The sequence below is a fragment of the Poseidonocella sp. HB161398 genome (assembly GCF_005870025.1).
Lineage (GTDB): Bacteria > Pseudomonadota > Alphaproteobacteria > Rhodobacterales > Rhodobacteraceae > Mangrovicoccus.
Window position 1 is genome coordinate 14348 of sequence record NZ_VATA01000009.1, and the last position, 17012, is coordinate 31359.

Below are 17012 nucleotides of genomic sequence, written 5' to 3' on the forward strand. Positions count from 1 at the left end.
ACGAAGAAGGAATACGACAATGGCGGGCAGCTACGACGACCGCGACGGGATGATCTGGATGGACGGCAAGCTGGTGCCGTGGCGGGATGCGAATGTTCACATTCTGACCCACGCGCTCCACTACGCCTCCTCCGTATTCGAAGGGGAACGGGCCTATAACGGAGTCATTTTCAAGTCGCGCGCCCATTCCGAGCGGCTGCGTGCCTCCGGCGAAGCGCTCGACATGCCGATCCCCTATACCGTCGACGAGATCGAGGCCGCCAAGATCGAGGTGCTGAAGGCCAACGGCCTGACCGACGCCTATGTGCGCGCGGTGGCCTGGCGCGGCGCCGGCGAGGACATGGGTGTCAGCTCGGCCAAGAACCCGGTGCGCATGGCCGTCGCGGCCTGGGGCTGGGGCGCCTATTACGGCGACGCCAAGATGAAGGGCGCCAAGCTCGACATCGCCAAGTGGAAGCGTCCCTCGCCCGAGACCATCCCGACCCATGCCAAGGCGGCCGGTCTCTACATGATCTGCACCATGTCGAAGCATGCGGCAGAGGCGAAGGGCTATTCCGACGCGATGTTCTTCGACTACCGCGGCTATGTGGCCGAGGCGACCGGCGCGAATATCTTCTTCGTCAAGGACGGCGAAGTGCACACGCCGCTGCCCGACTGCATCCTGAACGGGATCACCCGGCAGACCGTCATCGGCCTCTTGAAGGACAAGCAGATCAAGGTGCACGAGCGCCATATCGAGCCCGGCGAGCTGGAAGGCTTCCAGCAGTGCTGGCTGACCGGCACCGCCGCCGAGGTGACCCCGGTGGGCGAGATCGGCAGCTACAACTTCGAGGTCGGCGCGCTGACCCGCGACATCGCCGAAACCTACGAGACGCTGGTCCGCGCCTGAGCCGGCCCGGCATCGCAGATACAGACGGGCGGCCTCCGGGCCGCCCGTTCCGCTTTCCGGGCCGGCTCAGCCCTCTTCCGGCTGCAACTCCGCCGCGAGCGCGCCGGCCTGCTCCCCTGCCGGGCAGGTGCCGTCGACATGGCGCCATCGGATTTCTCCGGTGCCGCGGGCGAGCTGCGCCTCCAGCACGTCTCCGGTCGCATCCGACACGCTGTCCCGCCGCGCCGCCACGCGGTCGCGCAGGATCTGCGGCGCGACATCGAGCCAGAGGCCGGTGAAGGGCACCCCGGCCGCCTCCGCCGCCGCGGCGATGCCCGCGCGCCGCTCCGGCCGGTCATAGACCGCATCCGCCACCACCACGGCGCCCTGGCGCAGCAGCGCCTGCGACCGGTCCGCCATGGCCGCATAGACACGGTCGGACACGTCCGGCCGGTAGGCCTCCGGCGGCAGCCGCGTCTCGGGTTCCACGCCGAACATCGCCTTGCGCGCCAGGTCGCTTTCCACCAGCCGCGCCCCCGGCGGCGCGCCCAGATGCGGCGCCAGAGCGCTGGCGACCGTGCTCTTGCCGCTGCCGCTGAGCCCGCCGATCGCCACCAGCCGGGCCGGCTCGGGCGCCAGGCACGCCATCGCCAGCCGGTAGTAGCTGCGCGCCTCTTCGGCCAGCCCGGGCCGGCCCGACGCCGCCTGCGTGGCGGTGACATGGGCGCGGACCGCCGCCCGCAGCGCGGTGAAGAAGGGCATCAGCGCGAAGCCCTCCTCCTGTCCGGTGCGGTCGAGATAGCGGTTCACCAGCAGGTTGGCGAAATCCTTCCGCCCGCGGTGCCACAGGTCCATCGCCATGAAGGCCAGGTCGTAGAGCAGGTCGATGATCGCCAGCCGGTCGTTGAAATCGATGCAGTCGAAAAGCCGCGGCCGCCCCTGCCAGAGGCAGATGTTGCGGAGGTGAAGATCGCCGTGGCAGCGGCGGATGAAGCCGGCCCGGGCGCGCTTGTCGAGAAGCGGCGCGAGCGTCCCGAGCCGGCTCCGGAAGGCGCTGTCGATCGCCTCGATCTCATCTTCGGCGAAGACGTCGCTCTCGCCGAAGCCGGCCCGGTTGATGTCGAGCACGCCCTCGATATTGGCCGCTCCGGGCTCGTCCGGCAGCGGCCGGGCGGCGTCATGCGCGGCGGCGATCTCTGCGGCCAGCGCACGGATCAGCGGCGCGTCGAGCCGGCCCGCCTGCGCCATCCGGTCGAAAAGGCTGTCCTGTTCGAACCGCTCCATCTCGACCACCGCGTCGATCAGCGGCCCCGGCCCGTCGAAGGCCGGCCCGCCGGGCTCCCGGGTGATCCGCCGCACGCCGAGATAGAGCTCGGGCGCGGTGGCGCGGTTCAGCTCCAGCTCCTTCTCGCAGGCGGCCAGGCGGATCCCGGGGGTGGAGAAATCGGCATAGGGCAGCCGCACCGCCTGCTTCAGCTTGTAGGCGCGCCGGCCGGCGAGGAAGACGGCGGAGATATGCGTCTCCACCAGCTCGACCGGCCCGGCACCGCCATGGGTGCGGGGGTCGCATAGAAATTTCCTGGTGTCGCTCTGGTCCTCGACCCGCATCGCCGCCTCCGCGCTTTGCCCTGTCGTCGCAGGGACCCTAGCACAGGCCGGCCCGGGCCGGCTTGATGGCGATCAGGCGCAGGCGAGCCGGCTCAGAAGAGGCGCGGCGGCGCGTCCGCCGGGCGGCGGGCATTCTCGACGCCCATCGCCATGCCGCGTCCGATCCGGCTGGCCATGGCATGGATTGCCTCGGCCTGGGCAGGCGTCAGGACCGCGTCGGCGGTCGCGCGGAAATGGCCCAGCCAGATCGGGAAATGCTCGGGCAGCACGTCGGAATTGCCGATATGCGCCATCTGCGGATTGCCGGAATAGGCGCCGACCTGGATCCCCAGCGCATTGCGCCAGAAGCCGGCGATCTTCGCCTCGTGATGCCGCCAGGCCTCTTCCGAGGTGCCGATCTTGCGGCGGAAGACCGGGCCCAGCACCTCGTCCGCGCGCACGCGGGCATAGAAGGCGGCAACCAGCCGCTCGATCTCGGCGGCGGTCAGCGGGGCGTGGGGGGAAGCTTGGGTCATCGCGGTCTCCTGTCGGCTTCCGCTGCGAAGGGGCAGCGGAAGCGATCAAGCACATAGCCTGCCAGGCGGGGCCGCGTCGAGGCCGGCGTCAGTCGCGCCGGCCCAGATCCGCGATTGCGCCGCAGAGCCCGAGCGCCAGCTCCAGCCCGCGGCCGGTGGCCATCACCATCTGCGGCAGCACCATCCATTCCAGCGACCAGGCGGCGCCGGAGCGCTCCTGCTCATGGACCAGCGCCTGGTGCATGGCCGAGACCTGCACCGCGTTGAACCGCGCCAGCGTTACCAGCAGTTCGGCCGAGACCGGGTTCTGCTTGTGCGGCATCGCCGAGGACCCGCCGCCGCCGGCGAGCTTCAGCTCGTCGATGCCCTGCAGCGCCATGATCGCCGCGTCCTGGCCCATCTTGCCCAGCGTCCCGGAGACCAGCGACAGCCAGGAGGCGTATTCCGCCATCCCGTCGCGCATCGCCTGCCAGGATTTCGCCGTCGGCGCGAGGTCGAGTTCGGCCGCGAGCCGGCCCGAGATCTCGTCTGCCTTGTCGCCGGAGGCCGCGCGGTCGCCGGCAGCCCCGCCGAATTGCAGGCATTCCAGCCGCGGGCGCAGTTCGGCCAGCCGGTCGAGATGCGCGTCGAGCGGCAGCGCCCAGGTCAGGACCCGGTCCTTCACCGTGATCGGCATCGCCGCCTGCATCCGCGTCCGCCCCATCAGCGGCCGGTCGCCGAAGCGCCCGATCAGCAGGTCCAGATCCGACCGGAGCCGGCCCAGCTTCGCCGCCAGCAGGTCGTTCGCGGCCTTCAGCGACAGGATCGTCGCCGTGTCCATCACGTCCTGCGAGGTCAGCCCCTTGTGGAGCGCGGCCTGCGCCTCGGCATCGACGGCCTGCTTCAGCTCGCGCACCAGCGCGGCGACCACGACCCCGTCCTGGGCCATGCCCGCGCGCAGCGCCGACATCCCGGGCTTGGCCGAGAGGATCTGCGCCGAGGCCCGTGCCGCCAGGGCCGGCTCAACCTTGCCGGCTTCGCCGAGCACGCGGGCATAGGCGGCCTCCATCTCCAGCATGTGGCGCAGCGTGGCCTCGGGCGACAGCAGCGCGGCCAGATCCGGCTCGGCGAAGAGGCCGCCGAGCCAGGGATGATCGAAGACCGAGATCATGCGGCCGGACGCAGACCCAGGATCTCGCGCGCCTGCGCGAGCGTCGCGACGGGCCGCTCGTACTTCTCGCACAGATCCGCCGCACGCTTGATCAGCGCCGCGTTGGAAGGGGCGAGCCTGTCCTTGTCGAGGCGCACGTTGTCCTCGAGCCCGGCGCGGGTATGGCCGCCCGCCGCGATCGCCCATTCGTTGACGATCAACTGCTTGGCGCCGATCCCGGCCGCGCACCAGTTGGCCCCCGGCGCCCGGCGCTTCATCGTCTCGACATAGATGTCGAAGATCTCCTTGTCGGCCGGCATGGCGTTCTTCACGCCCATGACGAACTGGACATAGAGCTTGCCGTAGAGCTTGCCGGCCTCCTGCATGCTGATCGCCTGCAGGATGTGGCTGAGGTCGAAGGCCTCGATCTCGGGCTGGATCTCGTATTTCAGCATTTCCGAGGCGAGCCAGTCGACCAGATCCGGCGGGTTCTCGTAGACCCGGGTCGGGAAGTTGTTCGAGCCGACCGAGAGCGACGCCATGTCGGGGCTCAGCGGCAGCATGCCGCCGCGGGTCGTGCCGGCGCCCGAACGGCCGCCGGTGGAGAGCTGCACGATCACGCCGGGGATGTGCTTTTCCAGCTCTTCCTTCAGCCGCGCGAATTTCTCCGGGTCCGAGGTCGGGGACTCGTCGTCATTGCGGACATGGGCGTGAATGATGGAGGCTCCCGCCTCCACCGCTTCATGGCTCGACTCGACCTGCTCCGAGATGGAGATCGGCACCGCCGGGTTGTTCGCCTTCTTGGGCAGCGACCCGGTGATGGCACAGCACAGGATGCAGGGTTTCCCTGCAACCGACTCAGGCTCAGACGTCGAAAAAGATGGTTTCATTGTCACCCTGCAGATAGATGTCGAAGGTGTAGGTGTCACCTTCGCGTTTCGCCATCAAGGTAGGGATCCTTACCTTGTGCTCGACCCGGGCGAGGATCGGGTCTTCGGCATTCGCCTCTGCCTCGTCCTCGAAATAGACCCGCGTCGACAGGCCGATATTGATGCCGCGGGCGACGATCCACATGGTGATATGAGGCGCCTGCAGGCGGCCGTCGGGGAAGGGCACGCGGCCCGGCTTGACGGTCTCGAAGGTGTAGACCCCGGTCTCGCCGTCGGTGGGCTGGCGGCCCCAGCCGGTGAAGGCGGGATCGGCCGTGCCGCGGCGCTCGACCGGTGAGTTGAAGAGCCCGGCGGCATCGGCCTGCCAGATCTCCAGCATCGCGTCGCGCAAGGGCGTGCCCGACCCGTCGAAGACGCGGCCCTTGAGCGTGATCTTCTCGCCCTTGGCCTCGCCCGTGATCATCGACTTGCCCAGATCCTCGGGATAGACGCCCTCGATCCCGGCAAAGGTCGGGACACAGCCGATATGGACATAGGGGCCCGCGGTCTGCGACGGGGATTCCTTCAGGAAATTAAGCGGCTGCATCAGTTCCCCTCCTTGCGGTTCTCGAACATGGTCGAGCGGCGGCCGCGCAGCGTGATGTCGAACTTGTAGGCGCGCGAGTCCATCGGGACGGAGTTGTTCATGTCCAGGGGCGCCACCAGCTGGCCGATGGCCGCCTGGTCGCGGATCGTGTTCACGATCGGGCAGATGGCGATATGCGGGTCGCCCTCGAAATACATCTGGGTGATCAGCCGCTGGGCGAAGCCCGCGCCGAAGATCGAGAAGTGGATATGCGAGGGGCGCCAGTCATTCACGCCATTCGGCCAGGGATAGGGGCCCGGCTTGATGGTGCGGAACTGGTAGTAGCCGTCCGCGTCGGTGATCGCCCGGCCGCAGCCGCCGAAATTCGGGTCGAGCGGCGCCAGGTAGGTGTCCTTCTTGTGGCGGTAGCGGCCGCCCGCATTGGCCTGCCAGAATTCCACCAGCGTGCCCGCGACGCCGCGGCCGCGCTCGTCCTGGACCCGGCCATGGACGATGATCCGCTCGCCGATGGCGCTCGCGCCCGGCTGGGCGAAGTTCAGCACCAGGTCGTTGTCGAGCTCGCCCAGCATGTTGTGGCCGAAGGTCGGGCCCGAGATCTCGCCCAGGGTCGGGTCGAAGCTGATCTTCGCCCGCTGCGGCGACCGCAGCACGCTGGTCTTGTAGCCGGGCGTCAGCGCCGGCGGATGCCAGTCGAGGTCGCGGGGATAGAACGCCCCGGTTTCTGGGGGATTGTTATGCATTGGACTCCTCCATCTGCGCGAGCGTTTCCTTGATGATCTTGTTCGCGTGGTTTGCCGCCGGAACCCCGGCGTAGATGGCGACGTGCAGCATCGCTTCTCTTATGTCCTCCGGGCTGGCCCCGGTATTCTTCGAGGCGCGCACATGCATGGCGACCTCGTCCCACTGTCCCAGGGCGGCCAGCAGCGCCAGCGTGATCATCGAACGTTCGCGTTTCGAGATCTGCGGGCGCGACCAGACATGGCCCCAGGCGGATTCTGTGATGAGATTCTGGAACGGCTCGTCGAATGCCGTCTTGTTCGCTTCGGCGCGGTCCACATGGGCGTCGCCGAGGACGGAGCGGCGCGTCGCCATCCCCTGTTCGTAGCGGGTCTGGGTCATTCCAGGCTCTCCTTGATCCTGTCGAGATGCAGGGCGACGAGATGCGCGACCTCGTCGGGGAACTCGATCCCCGGCAGGTGCCCTGCCTTGGCAATGGTTTCATAGGCCGATCCGGGGATCAGCGCGGCCATCTCGGCGACCAGCGCGGGCGGGGTCGACCCGTCCTCCTCGCCCGCGATGCAGAGCGTCGGCACGGTCACCGCCTCGGCCGCCAGGGTGAAATCGGTGTCGCGGATCGCGGCGCAGGTGCCGGTATAGCCCTCGACCGGCGTCCGGATCAGCATGTTGCGGTAGCCGGCCAGCTGCGTCGGAAAGCCCTCGCGGAAGCCGGCGGAGAACCAGCGTTCGAGGATCGGGGTGGCCAGCGCCTCGATCCCCTCGTCCTTGATGGTGCGGATGCGGGCGGCCCACATCTCGGGGGTGCCGATCTTGTGCGCGGTGTTCGACAGGATCAGCCCAGTCACCAGGTCGGGCCGCGCGGCCGAGAGCCCCAGCGCGATCTGCCCGCCGACCGACAGGCCCAGCACCACCGTGCGCTTCGCGCCCAGCAGGTCCAGCAGCGCCGCCAGATCGGCGACATGGTCGGCCATGGTGATGCCGTCGCCCAGATCGCTCAGCCCGTGGCCGCGCTTGTCGTAGCAGACGAAGCGGACATCCGGGGCCTTCGGCGCCAGATGGGCCAGCACGTCATCCCAGGTGCGGAAATCCGTCCCGAGGGAATTCACGAAGACCAGGGTCAGCGCGGCATCCTTCGGCCCCGTCACCCGAACATGGAGCGTGATGTCATTGGCAGTGATGAACGGCATTGGATTCTCCCTGGACCGAGGTGTGGCATATGATTTAGGGCATGTGTAATAATTTCTCAGCCCCAAATCATAGCGGATGAGTTATGCGTCTATCCGGCCGTCTCAACATGCGTCACCTCGAATTGTTCGTCGAGGTCGCCCAGCGGAAGAGCGTCAGCCGCGCGGCGGAGGCGCTGAACCTGACCCAGCCGGCCGTCAGCCGGACCCTGCGCGAGCTGGAGGAGCTCTGCGGCAAGCCCTTGTTCGAGAAGCACGGGCGCGGCATCCGCCTGTCGCCCTTCGGCGCGATCTTCCTGCGCCATGCCGGCGCCAGCCTCGCCGCCGCGCGCGAGGGGCTGGCCGCGCTGCAGAGCCTCGACCCCGGACAGGGCCCGCCCCTGCGCATTGGCGCGCTGCCCACGGTGCTGGCCACGATCCTGCCCAAGGCCGTCGCCGCCTACCGCGCCGAGGGGCCGGGCGCGCGGCTCTCGGTCTCCTCGGGATCGAATCTGGTGCTGCTGAACGACCTGCGCGAGGGCCGGCTCGATCTGGTGGTCGGCCGCCTGCCCGCCCCCGAGAACATGGCCAATGTCTCCTTCGAGCCGCTCTACCGCGAGCGGGTCGTCGTCGTCGTCGCGGCGGGCCATCCGCTGGCCGAAGCGACACTGCTGACCGCCGACGACCTGGCGCGCTTCCCTGTGCTGCTGCCCGGCCCCGGCTCGATCATCCGGCCCTTCGTCGAACGGCTTCTGCTGGAGCAGGGGCTCGTTCCCCCCGCCGACGCGATCGAGACCGTCTCGCCCAGCTTCGGCTGGGCCTGCGTGAAGCAGGCGGAGGCGATCTGGTTCATCTCGCGCGGCGTGGTCGAGGCGCATCTGGCTCAGGGCGAGTTCGCCGAGCTGCCGATGGATACCGGCACGACGATCGGCTCGGTCGGGCTCTGCACCCGGATCGACAAGGCGCCCGGCCCGTCCGTCACCCGTTTTGCCGCGCTGCTGCGCCGGCTCGCCAAGGACAGCGACTGAAGCAGCGCTGGCGGCGAAGCGCCGCGCGCGTCACTATGATCGGCACGGCGGCCGCTCCCGCGGGATAGGCTGCGCCGAAACGGAAGGGACCAGACATGGCACGGATCAAGGCAGGCGAGATCACGCTGGGACAGCGGCAATGGGGAGACGGCCCGATCCCCGTGCTCTTCATCCATGGCAACCTGGCCAGCAAGGACTGGATCGAGGTCGCCGCCCAGTGGTTTCCGCCGGACATGAGCGTCTATGCCGTCGACTGGCGCGGCTGCGGCGACAGCGACCGGCCGACGCCCGACGACAATTACGACAACTACTCGATCACCCAACATGCCGAGGACATGCTGGCGGCGATGGACACGCTGGGCATCGGCTGCTGCCACCTCGTCACGCATTCCACCGGCGGGATCATCGCCGCGCGGATGCAGCTGATCGCGCCGGAGCGGATCGGCCGGATCCTGCATCTCGACCCGGTCTCGCCGATGGGCATCCGCTTCGAGGAAAGCTCGATCGCCGCCTTCCGCGCGATGGAGCAGTCGAAGCAGACCACCCGCGCGGTGATGGCCAATGCCGCCTCCTCGCTCTTCCAGGCGGACAGCTTCCTGCCCGGCAAGATGCCGAAATTCCGCGACGGGATCGACCACCTGCAGTCGATGTTCGAGAAGGTGATCGACCAGACCTTCACCGCCGGGCACGGCATCTGGCTGGGCACGCCGCTGAACCTGACCAAGGAGGCGGAATCGGGCGAGCTGGCGGCGCAGATGGACAAGCTGGTGCACGAGACGCTGATCGTCTGGGGCCAGCAGGACGGGATCATCCAGCAGGCCGACATGCGCGCCATGGCCGAGGCGCTGCCGGATGCGCGACTGGTCGAGGTGCCAGGCGTGGGCCATTCGATGAATATCGAGGCGCCGCAGATGTTCGCGGGCTATGTCGCGGGCTTCCTGTCGGGGATCCGTCCGGCGCCGCCTGCCTGCCTCTCCGAGGGCGCCGGCGCGCCGGCTCAGGAGCCGGAGGAGCGGTCGCCGCGCGTCCTGTGGTGGCACAGCCGCACGGCATAGACCGGCAGGGCCAGCAGCTCGCGCAGCGCCGCCTTCAGCCAGCGGTCGGTCCGGCCGACATGCCAGACCGGCCGCGCGCGGGCGCGGATGCCGAACCAGCGGAAGCTCAGCACCGCGCGCGGCGCGTGGTAGCTGTCGGTGACGACCAGCGCGCGGGTCAGGCCATGGGCCGCCATCAGCCGGGCGGAGAAAAGCGCGTTTTCCAGGGTGGAAGTGGAGGCGTCCTCGCAGAGGATGCGGGCCGGCTCGATCCCGGCTGCAACCAGCGTGTCGCGGATCACGATTGCCTCGGCAGGCGGTTCCCTGCCCCAGCCGCCCGAGCCGATCACCGTCGCGCCGGGATGGCGGCGGGCCAGCTCCGCGCCGCGGGCGATGCGGCGCGCGAGGGCCGGGCTGGGCCGGCCGCCGCGCCAGACCGCCGCGCCGAGAATGACGATGGCGGTCTGATTGTCACCGGGCGCGGCACCTAGTGCGCGGCACCCGCTCACCGGATCACGCCGGGGTGGACGAGACGCCAACCTGCGCCGGACGCAGCAGGCGGTCGCGGATCATGAAGCCCTCGGCCATCACCTGGATGATGTCGCCGGCCTTGGTGTTCGGCACCGGTGCCTCGAACATCGCCTGGTGCACCTGCGGGTCGAACTTCTCGCCGACCTCCGGCGCGATCCGGGAGATGCCGTGCTTGCCGAAGATGTTGACCAGCTCGCGCATCGTCAGCTCCACGCCCTCGATCAGCGCGGCATGCTCGGCCTTCTGCTCTTCGGTGATCGATTCGATCGCCCGCTTCATGTTGTCGTAGACGGGCAGCATGTCCCGCGCCAGCTTGGTGCCGCCGTACATCTCGGCGTCCTTGCGGTCGCGCTCGCCGCGCTTGCGGGCGTTTTCGGCCTCGGCAAGGGCGCGCATCATGCGGTCGCGATATTCGTCGCGCTCGGCAATGACGGCATCCACGTTCGGGCCCAGCTCCACTTCGGCGGGCGCCTCGTCTTCGGTCAGCGTGTCGCCATCTGCGGCCTCTGCCTGGCGCTCATATTCGCGGGCCAGCGCCTCGATGTCGATGGTATCCTCGGCTCCGGCTCCGGGCATGTCCTCGAACGCACCCTTTTCCTTCTTCGGATCCGCCATGATCTCTCCTCTTATCCCCGGCCGGACAAGATGCGCCCGACCAGCTGTGCCGTATAGTCCACGATCGGCACGATGCGTCCGTAGTTGAGACGCGTGGGCCCGATGACCCCGACCGCACCGATGATTTTCCGATCAGCGTTCATATAAGGAGACACCACCAAAGAGGAACCCGAAAGTGAGAAAAGCTTGTTCTCGGACCCGATAAAAATGCGCACACCCTCGCCCTCCTCGGCCAGTTCGAGGAACTCGGCGATGTCGCGCTTGCGCTCGAGGTCGTCGAACAGCGTCCGGATGCGGTCCAGGTCCGCCGCGTCGCCGTCGAGCAGATTCGAGCGGCCCCGCACGATCAGCCGCTCCGACTCGGATCCCTCGTCCGCCCAGACCGCCAAGCCGCTCTCCACCAGCGCCTGGGCAAGCACGTCGATCTCGCGGCGGCGCTGCTTCATCTCCGCCTCGATGACATGGCGTAGCTCGCCCAAGGTGCGGCCCTCGGCCAGCGCGTTGATGAAATTCGCCGCCTCGCGCATCGCGCTGGGGGTCACGCCCGGCGGCGGGCTGAAGATGCGGTTCTCGACATGGCCGTCCGCCATCACCAGCACCACCAGCGCGCGGTCGGGCGCCAGGCTGACGAATTCGATATGGCGGACCGGTGCCTCCTGCTTGGGCGCCAGCACGACGCTGGCCCCGTGAGTCGCCCCCGAGAGCGCGGCGCCGATCTTGTCGAGCACCGAGCCCACGTCGCCCTTGGTGTCGCCCACCGTCGATTCGATCGCCAGCCGGTCGGTGTCCTTTAGGTTCTCCACCTCCATGAAGCCGTCGATGAACATCCGCAGGCCGAGCTCCGTCGGGATGCGCCCGGCCGAGATATGGGGGCTGTTCAGCAGCCCCATGAATTCCAGGTCCTGCATCACGTTGCGGATCGTCGCGGCGCTGACCTTCTCCTCCATGGAGCGGGTCAGCGTGCGCGAGCCCACCGGCTCGCCTGTCTCGAGATAGCCCTCGACCACGCGGCGGAACACCTCCCGCGAGCGGGCATTCATGTCAGGGATGGGGGTCTTGTCATTCTTCATTGCTGCGTGAGCTTGCCGGCTCCTTGATGAGGCGTCAATCGGCCTTGAAAATACATATGTGCGGCAGATAAGGCTGCGGCAACCCAGGAAAGGAAGACCGATGCGACCCTCTGGCAGACAGCTCGCAGAAATGCGCCCCGTGACCATCGAAACCAATGTGACGCGTCACGCCGAGGGCTCCTGCCTGATCAAGGTCGGCGACACGCATGTGCTGTGCACCGCGACCATCGAGGACCGCCCGCCGCACTTCCTGAAGGGCACCGGGCTGGGCTGGGTGACCGCCGAATACGGCATGCTGCCGCGGGCCACACACAGCCGCATGCAGCGCGAGGCCAAGCGCGGCCAGTCGGGCCGCACCCAGGAAATCCAGCGCCTGATCGGCCGCGCCCTGCGGGCCGGCGTCGACCGCGTCGCCCTGGGCGAGCGCCAGATCGTCGTCGACTGCGACGTGATCCAGGCCGATGGCGGCACCCGCTGCGCCTCGATCACCGGCGGCTGGGTCGCGCTGCGCCTGGCCTTCAACAAGCTGATGAAGGCAGGGATCTGCACCTCCGACCCGATGCTCGACCATATCGCCGCCGTCTCCTGCGGGGTCTATGCAGGCCAGCCGGTGCTCGATCTCGACTATCCCGAGGACAGCGAAGCCGGGGTCGACGGCAACTTCATCCTGACCGGCGCGGGCCGGCTCGTCGAGGTGCAGATGAGCGCCGAGGGCGCCACCTTCTCGCGCGAGCAGATGAACACGCTGATGGATCTGGCCGAGGACGGCTGCAAGACGCTGGTCGCCGCGCAGAAGGACGCCATGGCATGAGGAAACTGACCGAGAAGAAGATCTGCCTCGCCTCCCACAACAAGGGCAAGCTCGTCGAGATCGAGGCGCTGCTGGCCCCCTACGGGATCGAGGTCGTCTCGGCCGGCGATCTCGGCCTGCCCGAGCCGGAAGAGACCGAGGACAGCTTCGCCGGGAATGCCCGGATCAAGGCGCATTTCGCGGCGAAGGAAAGCGGCCTGCCCGCCCTCTCGGACGATAGCGGCATCTGCGTCGACGGGCTCGACGGCGCGCCGGGCGTCTACACCGCGGACTGGGCCGAAACCCCGGCCGGCCGCGACTTCCCGATGGCGATGAAGAAGACCTGGGACGCGCTGGAAGAACGCGACGCGCCGCATCCCCGCACCGCGCGCTTCTGCTGCACGCTCTGCATCGCCTGGCCCGACGGCCATGACGAGCTTTTCGAGGGCAAGGCCGAGGGCCGGCTCGACTGGCCGATGCGCGGCGAGCAGGGCCATGGCTACGACCCGATCTTCGTGCCCGCGGGCTACGACATCACCTTCGGCGAGATGGGTGCCGAAGAGAAGAACCGCATCAGCCACCGCGCCGATGCCTTCGCCAAGCTGAAGGCAGGAGCTCTTGGATAAGCTCGACACCTGGCAGGAGGCCGGCTTCGGCCTCTACCTGCACTGGCCGTTCTGCGCCGCCAAGTGCCCCTATTGCGACTTCAACTCCCATGTCGCCGCCGCAATCGACCAGCGCGCCTGGACCGACGCCTATATCACCGAACTGCGCCGCAGCGCCGGGGAAACCCAGGGCCGCATCCTCTCCACCGTGTTCTTCGGCGGCGGCACCCCCAGCCTGATGGCCCCCGAGACCGTTGCCGCGATCCTCGACGAGATCCGCCGGCTCTGGCCCATGGTCAACGATCCCGAAATCACGCTTGAGGCCAACCCGACCTCGGTCGAGGCGGGCCGTTTCGCCGGCTACGCCCAGGCGGGCGTGACGCGGCTCTCCATGGGCGTGCAGTCGCTGAACGACGACGACCTGCGCCGGCTCGGGCGCCTGCACAGCGTCGCAGAGGCCCGCCGCGCCTTCGACATCGCCCGCGCGCAATTCTCCCGAGTCAGCTTCGACCTGATCTATGCCCGTCAGGGACAGAGCCTCGACATGTGGAGGTCTGAGCTACGTGAAGCGCTAGATATGGCGGTCGACCACCTCTCGCTTTACCAGCTGACCATCGAGCCCGGCACTGCCTTCGGCGACCGCTTCGCCGCGGGCCGGCTCCGCGACCTTCCGGACGACGATATCGCCGCCGACATGTACGATGCCACGCAGGAGATCTGCGGCGAGGCCGGCCTGCCCGCCTACGAGGTCTCGAACCATGCCCGTCCAGGCAGCGAGAGCCGCCATAACACGATCTACTGGCGTGGCGGCGACTGGGTCGGCATCGGCCCCGGCGCCCACGGACGGATCGGCACCACCTCGGGCCGGCTCGCAACCGAGACCGAGCTCAATCCCGGCCTCTGGATGCAGCGCGTCCGCGGCCAGGGTAGCGGCGAAACCGCGCGTGCGCTGCTATCTCCGACCGAAACCGCCGAAGAATACCTCATGATGAGCCTTCGACTCGCCGAAGGCACCGATATGAGCCGACTCGCCCGGCTCGGGCACCGGCTCGACGAGGAGATCCTTCAGGAGTTCGAGGAGATGGGCATGGTCATCCGGAACGAGAACCGTCTGAGCTGCACCCAGGCCGGCCGGCTAGTGCTGAACGAGATCCTGCGGCGGCTGATGGTGGGATAGATGCGGGCGATCTGGTTCACTTTCGGAATCATTTCGCTCGGCCTGGGCATGCTCGGCATTCCCCTGCCACTCCTGCCCACGGTCCCCTTTCTGCTGCTGGCGACCTTCTGCTTCGCCCGCTCGTCGCCGCGGCTGCACAACTGGCTGATCACCCATCCGACTTATGGGCGCAGCATCCGGGACTGGAACGAGAAAGGCGCGATCTCGCTGCGCGCCAAGCGGCTGGCCACCGTGACTGTTGCCGCCAGCTTCGGCATCTCCCTGGCGCTCTCCGTGCCCCTCAGGGCGCTCGCGATCCAGGCTGTCACGCTCGGCCTCGTCCTGATCTTCATCTGGACGAGGCCCTCGCAGTAGCGCCTTAGCTCATCGACAGAAGCCGGCAGAGCGTGTCGAGCTGGTCCAGCGACTTGTACTTGATGACCAGCTGGCCGTTATTCGCTTCCGCCTTGTGATCGACACTGACCCGCATGCCAAGCGTGTTCGACAGATCCTGCTCTAGAACCCGCGTATCGGCATCCTTCTCTGCCTTCTTCGGCTTCGACGGCTGCACCGGCTCAAGAGAAGCCTTCGCCAAACGCTCCGTATCCCGCACGGACAGGCCCTTGTCGACGACGATCTTCGCCAGCTCGCTGGCATTCTCCGTCGTGATCAGCGCCCGCGCATGGCCCGCACTCAGAAGCCCGTCCCGCAGCATCGCCAAGACGTCGTCCGGCAACTGCAGCAGGCGCAGCAGGTTGGCGATATAGCTCCGGCTCTTGCCAAGCGCCTCTGCCAGACGTTCCTGGGTATGGCCGAACTTGTCCATCAGCTGGCGATAGCCCATCGCCTCTTCCACCGCGTTCAGATCCGCTCGCTGGACGTTCTCGATGATCGCGATTTCCAGCATCTCCGTGTCGGTGTAGTTCCGCACGATGATCGGAATGGTATGGACCTGCGCCCGCTGCGCGGCACGCCAGCGGCGCTCGCCGGCCACGATCTGGTATTTCGGCGTCCCGTTCGGGCTCGGACGCACGATCAGTGGCTGGAGAACGCCCTTTTCGGCGATAGAAGCGGCGAGATCCGCAAGATCTTCCTCGCGGAAATGGCGGCGCGGCTGGTCCGGGTTCGGTGCAACCGTCTCGACCGGAACCTGAAGCTCTGCGTTGCGGGAGCTATCGGATCTCGACGGCTCCTGGAGCGCGACATCCGACATCAGGGCGGACAGACCACGTCCGAGTCCACGCTTTTCCATTGGGCTCCTCCTCACGCTTCGACCGGGGCGGCGGCAGTCATGCCTTGATAGCGTACGATGATTTCGTCAGCCAGCGCTTTATACGCCAGACTTCCTTTTGATTGCGGGTCGTAATCGATCACCGGAACAGCGAAAGACGGCGCCTCGCTGACCCGGACATTGCGCGGGACGATGGTTTCGAAGACCAGTTCGCCAAGTGTCTCGCGCGCATCGCGCTCCACCTGCTGGGCCAAGCGGTTGCGGTTGTCATGCATCGTCAGAAGAACGCCCTCGATCCGGAGCCCCGGATTGGCGGCCTGGCGGATCTCCCTGATCGTCAGCATGAGCTGCGAGAGCCCTTCCAGCGCGAAAAACTCGCTCTGAAGCGGGATCAGGATGCTATTTGCCGCCACCATGGCGTTGACCGTGAGGAGATTCAGCGATGGCGGACAGTCAATCAGGATGAAATCCTGGTCCAGCGCTTCACTCGCCTCGGAAAGCGCGTCTTTCAGCAGGAAGCTGCGGCGCTCATTTGCGACCAGCTCGATATCGGCGGAGCTCAGATCCGTCGTCGCCGGCGCGATCGAGACACGCTCCACCTCGGTCGGCAGCAGAACCTCGGAAACGCTCCTCCCTTCGATCAGGAGATCGTAGGTCGACACTTCCCGCCGATTGGGATCCACGCCAAGTCCCGTCGAAGCGTTCCCCTGCGGGTCCAGATCGACGATCATGACTTTATTCCCAAGACGGGCCAACGCAGCCGCCAGGTTAATCGTGGTGGTCGTCTTGCCCACCCCGCCTTTCTGATTGGCGACCGCAATGATGCGGGGCTTGGAGAATTCAGACATCGCGGATACTTTCAAGCTTCAGGATGACAGAACCTGAATCCACTTCACTGGGCCGGATTTCAAGTGAAAAGGCATAGTTATCCCGAACTTCATCGAGCTCCTGTTGATATGTCCGCCCTTTCGGCAAGATTGCGCGCCCATTGCCCGAAATATGGCGGCGAATCCATGGCAGCAGACGTGGCAAAGGCGCCAGAGCCCGGGCAGAAACGAGATCCGCATCTTGCGGCGCCGCAGCTTCAATCCGTTCGGGAAGGATTGTCACCGGAACCCCTGTTTCACGTGAAACAGTCCGCAGGAAGGTGCACTTGCGCTGATCAGACTCGATCAGCGTGAATTTTGTCGTCCATCCAGCGCCGTGAGCCGCTATTGCGGCCACCATACCCGGAAAGCCCGCGCCCGAGCCAAGATCGCACCAATGCGCCGGCTCCTCGCCCGCTTCTAGAAAAATCTGGAGGGAGTCCCGGAAGTGACGATTCCAGCTATCTTCGATGGTCGACGGGGCCACCAGATTTATCCGCGTGTTCCATTTGGAAAGCAGCGCCTGGTAAAGCTCCAGACGATCCAGTGTTTCACGTGAAACACTCTCTGAGGACGCCTCCGCTTTCAT

Annotated in this window: 21 protein-coding genes; 7 read left to right on the forward strand and 14 right to left on the reverse strand. The window is 67.3% G+C overall.

What is annotated here, in order from left to right; all coding sequences use genetic code 11:
* Window positions 1-19 precede the first annotated feature (19 nt).
* Window positions 20-889 (forward strand): branched-chain amino acid aminotransferase, encoded by an 870-nt coding sequence (locus FGX59_RS09230; protein WP_138466245.1) that lies wholly within the window; start codon window positions 20-22, stop codon window positions 887-889.
* A 66-nt stretch (window positions 890-955) separates the two neighbouring features.
* Here FGX59_RS09230 and FGX59_RS09235 read toward each other — a convergent pair whose 3' ends face one another.
* From FGX59_RS09235 to pcaD, 8 genes are all read right to left on the reverse strand, one after another.
* Window positions 956-2476, reverse strand: coding sequence for a bifunctional aminoglycoside phosphotransferase/ATP-binding protein (locus FGX59_RS09235; RefSeq protein WP_138466246.1), 1521 nt, complete (start codon window positions 2474-2476; stop codon window positions 956-958).
* 92 nt (window positions 2477-2568) lie between these two features.
* Window positions 2569-2991, reverse strand: a complete 423-nt coding sequence (locus tag FGX59_RS09240; protein WP_138466247.1) for a group III truncated hemoglobin — start codon at window positions 2989-2991, stop codon at window positions 2569-2571.
* 88 nt (window positions 2992-3079) lie between these two features.
* Window positions 3080-4141, reverse strand: a complete 1062-nt coding sequence (locus FGX59_RS09245; RefSeq protein ID WP_138466248.1) for a 3-carboxy-cis,cis-muconate cycloisomerase — start codon at window positions 4139-4141, stop codon at window positions 3080-3082.
* Window positions 4138-5010: a 3-keto-5-aminohexanoate cleavage protein gene (locus FGX59_RS09250; protein ID WP_138466249.1), complete on the reverse strand. Its 873-nt coding sequence runs from the start codon at window positions 5008-5010 to the stop codon at window positions 4138-4140. Before FGX59_RS09250 ends, FGX59_RS09245 begins: the two co-directional genes overlap by 4 nt.
* Window positions 4985-5596, reverse strand: coding sequence for a protocatechuate 3,4-dioxygenase subunit alpha (gene pcaG / locus FGX59_RS09255; RefSeq protein WP_206078329.1), 612 nt, complete (start codon window positions 5594-5596; stop codon window positions 4985-4987). Before pcaG ends, FGX59_RS09250 begins: the two co-directional genes overlap by 26 nt.
* Window positions 5596-6336, reverse strand: a complete 741-nt coding sequence (gene pcaH / locus FGX59_RS09260) for a protocatechuate 3,4-dioxygenase subunit beta (RefSeq protein ID WP_138466251.1) — start codon at window positions 6334-6336, stop codon at window positions 5596-5598. The genes pcaG and pcaH overlap by 1 nt, the downstream gene beginning before the upstream one ends.
* Window positions 6329-6715, reverse strand: a complete 387-nt coding sequence (gene pcaC / locus FGX59_RS09265; RefSeq protein ID WP_138466252.1) for a 4-carboxymuconolactone decarboxylase — start codon at window positions 6713-6715, stop codon at window positions 6329-6331. Before pcaC ends, pcaH begins: the two co-directional genes overlap by 8 nt.
* A complete protein-coding gene (gene pcaD, locus FGX59_RS09270) occupies window positions 6712-7521 on the reverse strand; it encodes a 3-oxoadipate enol-lactonase (protein ID WP_138466253.1) in 810 nt (269 codons plus the stop codon). The genes pcaC and pcaD overlap by 4 nt, the downstream gene beginning before the upstream one ends.
* A 107-nt stretch (window positions 7522-7628) precedes the next feature.
* Between pcaD and pcaQ the strand changes: the two genes are divergently transcribed.
* Entirely contained in the window at window positions 7629-8525 is an 897-nt protein-coding gene (gene pcaQ, locus FGX59_RS09275; RefSeq protein WP_240722348.1) for a pca operon transcription factor PcaQ, read from the forward strand.
* Window positions 8526-8620: 95 nt separating this feature from the next.
* Window positions 8621-9580 (forward strand): alpha/beta fold hydrolase, encoded by a 960-nt coding sequence (locus FGX59_RS09280; protein WP_138466255.1) that lies wholly within the window; start codon window positions 8621-8623, stop codon window positions 9578-9580.
* Here FGX59_RS09280 and FGX59_RS09285 read toward each other — a convergent pair.
* Genes FGX59_RS09285 through hrcA form a run of 3 tightly spaced genes read right to left on the reverse strand, consistent with a single transcriptional unit; the run spans window position 9523 to window position 11775 of the window.
* Complete coding sequence (locus FGX59_RS09285) at window positions 9523-10068, reverse strand: YdcF family protein (RefSeq protein ID WP_138466256.1); 546 nt, start codon at window positions 10066-10068, stop codon at window positions 9523-9525. The two genes, FGX59_RS09280 and FGX59_RS09285, sit on opposite strands and share 58 nt — an antisense overlap.
* A 4-nt stretch (window positions 10069-10072) precedes the next feature.
* Window positions 10073-10705, reverse strand: a complete 633-nt coding sequence (locus FGX59_RS09290; protein ID WP_138466257.1) for a nucleotide exchange factor GrpE — start codon at window positions 10703-10705, stop codon at window positions 10073-10075.
* Window positions 10706-10716: 11 nt separating this feature from the next.
* A complete protein-coding gene (gene hrcA / locus FGX59_RS09295; protein ID WP_138466258.1) occupies window positions 10717-11775 on the reverse strand; it encodes a heat-inducible transcriptional repressor HrcA in 1059 nt (352 codons plus the stop codon).
* Between the two features lie 100 nt (window positions 11776-11875).
* On the opposite strand from hrcA, the gene rph reads away from it, so the two are divergent.
* From rph to FGX59_RS09315, 4 genes are read left to right on the forward strand one after another with little or no spacing between them, the layout of a single operon-like run.
* Window positions 11876-12586, forward strand: coding sequence for a ribonuclease PH (gene rph / locus FGX59_RS09300; protein WP_138466259.1), 711 nt, complete (start codon window positions 11876-11878; stop codon window positions 12584-12586).
* The gene (rdgB, locus tag FGX59_RS09305; RefSeq protein ID WP_138466260.1) at window positions 12583-13191 is read left to right on the forward strand and encodes an RdgB/HAM1 family non-canonical purine NTP pyrophosphatase; all 609 of its coding nucleotides are present in this window, start codon (window positions 12583-12585) and stop codon (window positions 13189-13191) included. Before rph ends, rdgB begins: the two co-directional genes overlap by 4 nt.
* Window positions 13184-14347: a radical SAM family heme chaperone HemW gene (hemW, locus tag FGX59_RS09310; RefSeq protein ID WP_138466261.1), complete on the forward strand. Its 1164-nt coding sequence runs from the start codon at window positions 13184-13186 to the stop codon at window positions 14345-14347. The genes rdgB and hemW overlap by 8 nt, the downstream gene beginning before the upstream one ends.
* Entirely contained in the window at window positions 14348-14701 is a 354-nt protein-coding gene (locus FGX59_RS09315) for a YbaN family protein (protein ID WP_138466262.1), read from the forward strand.
* A gap of 4 nt (window positions 14702-14705) precedes the next feature.
* Here FGX59_RS09315 and FGX59_RS09320 read toward each other — a convergent pair whose 3' ends face one another.
* From FGX59_RS09320 to rsmG, 3 genes are read right to left on the reverse strand one after another with little or no spacing between them, the layout of a single operon-like run.
* Window positions 14706-15578, reverse strand: coding sequence for a ParB/RepB/Spo0J family partition protein (locus FGX59_RS09320; RefSeq protein ID WP_138466263.1), 873 nt, complete (start codon window positions 15576-15578; stop codon window positions 14706-14708).
* Window positions 15579-15589: 11 nt separating this feature from the next.
* Entirely contained in the window at window positions 15590-16405 is an 816-nt protein-coding gene (locus FGX59_RS09325) for a ParA family protein (protein WP_138466264.1), read from the reverse strand.
* Entirely contained in the window at window positions 16398-17012 is a 615-nt protein-coding gene (gene rsmG, locus FGX59_RS09330; protein WP_138466265.1) for a 16S rRNA (guanine(527)-N(7))-methyltransferase RsmG, read from the reverse strand. Before rsmG ends, FGX59_RS09325 begins: the two co-directional genes overlap by 8 nt.

Bases quoted from the DNA above. Each gene is read 5' to 3' on its own strand.
- FGX59_RS09325 (WP_138466264.1), bottom strand. From the start codon at position 16,405: ATGTCTGAATTCTCCAAGCCCCGCATCATTGCGGTCGCCAATCAGAAA.
- FGX59_RS09280 (WP_138466255.1), top strand. From the start codon at position 8,621: ATGGCACGGATCAAGGCAGGCGAGATCACGCTGGGACAGCGGCAATGG.
- FGX59_RS09320 (WP_138466263.1), bottom strand. From the start codon at position 15,578: ATGGAAAAGCGTGGACTCGGACGTGGTCTGTCCGCCCTGATGTCGGAT.
- pcaC (WP_138466252.1), bottom strand. From the start codon at position 6,715: ATGACCCAGACCCGCTACGAACAGGGGATGGCGACGCGCCGCTCCGTC.
- hrcA (WP_138466258.1), bottom strand. From the start codon at position 11,775: ATGAAGAATGACAAGACCCCCATCCCTGACATGAATGCCCGCTCGCGG.
- FGX59_RS09235 (WP_138466246.1), bottom strand. From the start codon at position 2,476: ATGCGGGTCGAGGACCAGAGCGACACCAGGAAATTTCTATGCGACCCC.
- rsmG (WP_138466265.1), bottom strand. From the start codon at position 17,012: ATGAAAGCGGAGGCGTCCTCAGAGAGTGTTTCACGTGAAACACTGGAT.
- pcaQ (WP_240722348.1), top strand. From the start codon at position 7,629: ATGCGTCACCTCGAATTGTTCGTCGAGGTCGCCCAGCGGAAGAGCGTC.
- pcaH (WP_138466251.1), bottom strand. From the start codon at position 6,336: ATGCATAACAATCCCCCAGAAACCGGGGCGTTCTATCCCCGCGACCTC.
- rdgB (WP_138466260.1), top strand. From the start codon at position 12,583: ATGAGGAAACTGACCGAGAAGAAGATCTGCCTCGCCTCCCACAACAAG.
- FGX59_RS09230 (WP_138466245.1), top strand. From the start codon at position 20: ATGGCGGGCAGCTACGACGACCGCGACGGGATGATCTGGATGGACGGC.
- FGX59_RS09240 (WP_138466247.1), bottom strand. From the start codon at position 2,991: ATGACCCAAGCTTCCCCCCACGCCCCGCTGACCGCCGCCGAGATCGAG.
- pcaG (WP_206078329.1), bottom strand. From the start codon at position 5,596: ATGCAGCCGCTTAATTTCCTGAAGGAATCCCCGTCGCAGACCGCGGGC.
- rph (WP_138466259.1), top strand. From the start codon at position 11,876: ATGCGACCCTCTGGCAGACAGCTCGCAGAAATGCGCCCCGTGACCATC.
- FGX59_RS09245 (WP_138466248.1), bottom strand. From the start codon at position 4,141: ATGATCTCGGTCTTCGATCATCCCTGGCTCGGCGGCCTCTTCGCCGAG.
- FGX59_RS09315 (WP_138466262.1), top strand. From the start codon at position 14,348: ATGCGGGCGATCTGGTTCACTTTCGGAATCATTTCGCTCGGCCTGGGC.
- FGX59_RS09250 (WP_138466249.1), bottom strand. From the start codon at position 5,010: ATGAAACCATCTTTTTCGACGTCTGAGCCTGAGTCGGTTGCAGGGAAA.
- FGX59_RS09290 (WP_138466257.1), bottom strand. From the start codon at position 10,705: ATGGCGGATCCGAAGAAGGAAAAGGGTGCGTTCGAGGACATGCCCGGA.
- pcaD (WP_138466253.1), bottom strand. From the start codon at position 7,521: ATGCCGTTCATCACTGCCAATGACATCACGCTCCATGTTCGGGTGACG.